Raw genomic sequence first — 385 nt, forward strand, 5'->3', positions numbered from 1 at the left:
GGTCTATGTTATAAAATAAACAACTGGATGAAAAACAGAATGGCGAAAACGATGACGAGCGGATGAATCTCTCTCCATTTTCCCCGCGCCGCTTTTACGATCGGATATGAAATAAAGCCAAGCGCAATTCCTGTAGAAATGCTGGATGTCAAAGGCATGGCCAGAATGACGAGAAACGCTGGAAATGCCTCGTCCATCTCTTTCCAGTTCATATTGGAAAAAAAAAAAAACTCCATTGATTCCAGCACGTGCTGCTGCCCAGTTGAATACATGACACACTTCATAAATCTAGCTTTCAATCTCCGCCATAACTTATCCACTTCTTTACACCCTACACTCTCATATCTCATGTCTCACGTCTAATGTATTCTCCCACCAATCTATA

1 pseudogene is annotated in these 385 nt (G+C 41.8%); it reads right to left on the bottom strand.

Going from position 1 to position 385, the window contains the following annotated elements:
• Positions 1 to 8 precede the first annotated feature (8 nt).
• Positions 9 to 218, bottom strand: a pseudogene (locus BHE18_RS02395) (NCS2 family permease); the annotation flags it as partial.
• Positions 219 to 385 lie beyond the last annotated feature (167 nt).

This window comes from Rossellomorea aquimaris, assembly GCF_001877785.1.
Lineage (GTDB): Bacteria > Bacillota > Bacilli > Bacillales > Bacillaceae_B > Rossellomorea > Rossellomorea aquimaris_A.